The following is a 4,029-nucleotide window of genomic DNA, read 5'->3' as shown; positions in this document are numbered from 1 at the left end:
GCGCAATGGTGACGATGCGGCCATTCTCGACCAGCAGATCGGCTGGAAAGGCATCGGCGCCGGTGCCATCCCAAATCATGGCATTTCGAAACATCACTCTTGTCATGACATCGTCCTTTCGGAGTTGGCGGGGTTATTGGTTGACGGCTTGCGCAGTAATGACGTCGTCGGCAACGACATTGGACAGGATGCCGACGTCTTCCAATTCCACTTCGCAGACGTCGCCATGTTTCATGAACAGCTGCGGCTTGCGCGCCATGCCGACGCCGGACGGCGTGCCGGTGACGAGGATATCGCCCGGCTCGAGTGTGATCGCTTCACTGATGATCGAGATCAGCGAGGCGACATCGAAGATCATGTCGCTGGTCGAGGCGTTCTGGACGACCTCGCCGTTGAGGCGCGTCTGGATGCGCAGCCCCTTGCCGCCCGGCGGCAATTCGTCTGCCGTCACGAAGATCGGCCCGAAGGAGCCAGTGCCGTCGAAATTCTTGCCGACGGTCCACTGCGGCGACTTGGTCTGGAAGTCGCGGATCGAGGCGTCGTTGAAGATGGAGTAGCCGGCGACATGGCTCAGTGCCTTGCCAGGGGCAATGTGGCGGCCGGCCTTGCCGATGATCGCCACCATCTCGCCCTCGTAGTCGAGCTGGATCGAGGCCTCCGGACGGCGGATGGCCGCGCCATGCCCGATCAGGCTGGTCGAGAAGCGGGCGAACAAGGTCGGATAATTCGGCGGCACGAAGCCGCTCTCGATTGAATGGTCGACATAGTTGAGGCCGACGCAGATGATCTTGCCCGGTGCCGATAGCGGCGGCAGCCACTCGACCGCTTGAGGATCGATCCGCCGTCCGCTGGCCAGCCGCTCGCCTGCCGCCTGCAGCGCCTGCGTGCCCTCGGCGATGAGTTCCTCCAGTCGTCCGGGAAACATCGCATCGCTTTCGTCGATGCCGCGGAACTCACCTGCCGACAATGCGATTGCCAGTCCGGGTCCCCGCGGCGATTTATAGGCTGCAAATCGCACTGGCCACATGCTCGCTTGTGAAGGCTGGACTTTGTTCAGAAATTATATATCTGTCAACATAGAATATATTATTTTGCATTCTGATTCCTGCCTGGGATAATGTATGAGGGCATTCGATGGACAGATTCGGCCGCGGGCGAACCAATGGCTAGGGAAGGCTCGATCAATCTCACCCAGGGCGCGTATGAGGATTTGCGCGCCGACCTTTTGTCGTGCCGCATCGCACCGGGCAGCCGGCTCAAGGTGCAGGAACTGTGCGACAGGCTGTCCGTCAGCCTCGGCGCCATCCGCGAGGCGCTGTCGCGGCTGACGTCCGAGGGCCTTGTCGTGGCCGAACCGCAACGCGGCTTCCGCGCCGCGCCGATCTCGGCCGAGGATCTGGTCGACCTCACCAAGACGCGCATCCAGATCGAAACGCTGTGCATCCGCCGCGCCATCGAGGTCGGCGACGTCGCCTGGGAATCGCAGCTGGTCGCGGCCCTGCACCGGCTGTCGCGAACGCCAGAGCACACACCGGACCATCCRGTGCATTCGAGCGACGAATGGGCGACCGCGCATGCGGCCTTCCACAAGGCGCTGGTTGGCGGCTGCGACAGCCGCTGGCTGCTGCGCCTGCGCGACCAGCTTTACGACCAGAGCGAGCGCTACCGCCGCCGTTCGGTCTCGCTGGCACCCAATGCCCGCAACATCAGCAAGGAACATCAGGACCTCGCCAATGCCGTGCTCGACCGCAATGCCGAGAAGGCAGCCGAATTGCTGGCGGCGCATCTGGCAGTGACCACCGACATCCTGCTGGCGGCCGAAGCCGATGACCTGCCGGCGCGCGAGAAAATTGTGCGGGCGTAGCGATTCACTTTCGAGGTCCTCGGACAGGAGGCAAAACGCCGCCCGTTCGCACGGGCGGCGTTTTGCGTCATCAGCCTATTGGCGCAGATTGGTCCAGATACGATCGTAGGCGCGGATCGCCTTCTCGTCGCATGACGGCGCAAACGAGATCTTCAGATCGGCCGGCGGGTTGAACTCCGGCGAGCCGCCAATATCCGCCGCCAGGTATTTGTTGGAACCAGCGATCGCGCTCTGGTAGCCGGTGTATTTCTGCTGCAGCGCGATGTTTTCGGGATCCATCAGGAAGTTGAGGAACTTCTTGGCGTTGTCGACATTGGGCGCGGTCGAGGGCACGGCGACATTGTCCATCCAGCCGACAACGCCTTCCTTGGGATAGACGTATTTGACCGTCGACTTCTGCTGGCGTGTCGCCAGCGCCTTGCCCGACCACTGCTCGTGCATGACCGTCTCGCCAGCGACTTGGCGCTCGACGATGCCGTCGGAATTGTAAACCTTGACGAAGGGCTTTTGCGCCTCGAGCAAAGCATCGAGCTCCTTCAAATCCGCCGGATTGCTGTTGCACTGATCCTTACCGAGATAGACCAATGCCAGCGACATCACCTCGGTCGGCGAGCCGAACATGCCGACCTTGCCCTTGAGTTCCGCCGGAGGATCGAAGAGCGGCTTCAGGCTGTCGGTCGGGCCTTTGTAGACGGCGGTGTCGACCGAATAGGACGTGGTGCCCCACACCCATGGCACGGTGTATTTCGCATCCGGATCCCAGGACCTGTGCTGCCATTTCGGATCGACGTTCTTGAAGTTCGGCATCGCCCCAGCATCGACTTCCTGGAACAGCTTCTGCTTGACGAAGATCGGCACGAAGTCGTTGCTGATGATCATCACGTCGTAGCCGGCCGCACCCGAGCTCAACTTGGCGAGCGCGGTCTCGTTCGAATCGTAGGTGTCGATGGTGACCTTGATACCGGTCTCCGCCTCGAACTTCTTGATCATTTCGTCCGATGTGTAGTCGGTCCAGTTGTAGATGTGCAGTTCGCCGGAATCGGCGAGCGCCGTGGTGGTGATGGCCCCCATGATGGCGGTGGCCAAAGCTATTGCTGAAAGTCCTTCTTTCCATTTGGTCACGGTCGTTCTCCTCTGGTTTTCTTATTTCTAGGCAAGCTTATTTGCGTCGTCCGACGAGCAGCGCCGCTGCGACGAAGACGATGGAAACGGCAAGAAGGATGGTGGAGATGGCGTTGACCTCCGGCGTCACGCCAAGCCGCATCATGCCGTAGATATAGACCGGCAAGGTGGTCGAGCCGGCGTTCGACACCATCATCGAGATCAGGAAATCATCGAGCGACACGACGAAGGCCATGATGGCGCCGGCCGAGATCGCCGGGATCAGCAAGGGCAGCGTGACGCGGCGAAACAGCCGCCATTCGTCAGCATAGAGGTCGCGGCCAGCCTCCTCCAGCGTGCCGCCCATGTCGCGCAGCCGCGCCTGGATCGGCAGCAGCGCGAACGGAATGCAAAAGACAGTGTGGGCGATCATCAGGTTGATGAGCCCGTGATGCATGCCGAGCCCGGAGAAGAAGATCAGCGTGGTGATCGCCACGACGATCTCCGGCACGACCAGCGGCATCGCGATCAGCGCTGTTGCAGCACTCCGCCCGAAGCGCAGCCGGCCGCGTTCCAGCGCCAGCGCACCGGCCGTGGCTATGGCCGTCGAGGCGATGGTGGCGACGATCGCGATGATGACGCTGTTGAAGGCAGCCTCGCGGATCGAGCCGTTGTTGGCGACCGCCACGAACCATTTGAAACTGAAGCCGGCCCACACGGTGACCAGCCGGCTCGAGTTGAAGGCATAGATTACCAGGATCAGCAGCGGCGCGTAGAAGAAGAGGAATATGAGAGCGGTGTAGGCCGACAGGCCGGGCGTATGCCGCCAGTCGAAGGGTTTTGCGCCATTCATCGCCGCCCCTCCTGTGCCTTGCGCGACCGGATGACGAAGACGGTCAGCACGACGACCGTCACGACGGTCGAGAGAGCTGCCCCAAACGGCCAGTTGCGCGACGAGGTGAACTGCATCTGGATCAGACTGCCGATCAAAAGCTTCTTGCCGCCGCCAAGCAGGTCGGGCGCCAGGAACGAGCCGAGCGCCGGCGCGAAGACAAGCGTGGCGC

General features: G+C 61.8%; 4 protein-coding genes and 1 pseudogene. 1 reads left to right on the top strand and 4 read right to left on the bottom strand.

Annotated elements, in window-relative coordinates; genetic code table 11:
* Positions 1 to 133 precede the first annotated feature (133 nt).
* On the bottom strand, positions 134 to 967 hold the full coding sequence (locus tag ACXJ7R_RS26695; RefSeq protein ID WP_457154443.1) for a fumarylacetoacetate hydrolase family protein: 834 nt from the start codon (positions 965 to 967) through the stop codon (positions 134 to 136).
* A gap of 195 nt (positions 968 to 1,162) precedes the next feature.
* Here ACXJ7R_RS26695 and ACXJ7R_RS26690 point away from each other — a divergent pair, with 195 nt between their 5' ends.
* Positions 1,163 to 1,864 carry a GntR family transcriptional regulator gene (locus tag ACXJ7R_RS26690; RefSeq protein WP_095080829.1) on the top strand — a complete coding sequence of 234 codons (702 nt, stop codon included), beginning with the start codon at positions 1,163 to 1,165 and terminating at the stop codon, positions 1,862 to 1,864.
* Positions 1,865 to 1,939: 75 nt separating this feature from the next.
* On the opposite strand, the gene ACXJ7R_RS26685 is transcribed toward ACXJ7R_RS26690, so the two are convergent.
* The 3 genes and pseudogenes from ACXJ7R_RS26685 to ACXJ7R_RS26675 all read right to left on the bottom strand — a co-directional run.
* The gene (locus ACXJ7R_RS26685) at positions 1,940 to 2,986 is read right to left on the bottom strand and encodes an extracellular solute-binding protein (protein ID WP_457154442.1); all 1,047 of its coding nucleotides are present in this window, start codon (positions 2,984 to 2,986) and stop codon (positions 1,940 to 1,942) included.
* A gap of 37 nt (positions 2,987 to 3,023) precedes the next feature.
* A complete protein-coding gene (locus ACXJ7R_RS26680) occupies positions 3,024 to 3,818 on the bottom strand; it encodes an ABC transporter permease (RefSeq protein ID WP_457154441.1) in 795 nt (264 codons plus the stop codon).
* Positions 3,815 to 4,029, bottom strand: a pseudogene (locus ACXJ7R_RS26675) (ABC transporter permease); the annotation flags it as partial. The pseudogene ACXJ7R_RS26675 and the gene ACXJ7R_RS26680, both read right to left, overlap by 4 nt.

The sequence above is a fragment of the Mesorhizobium sp. P5_C1 genome, from assembly GCF_054049815.1.
This window is presented reverse-complemented; position numbering and strand designations above follow the sequence as displayed.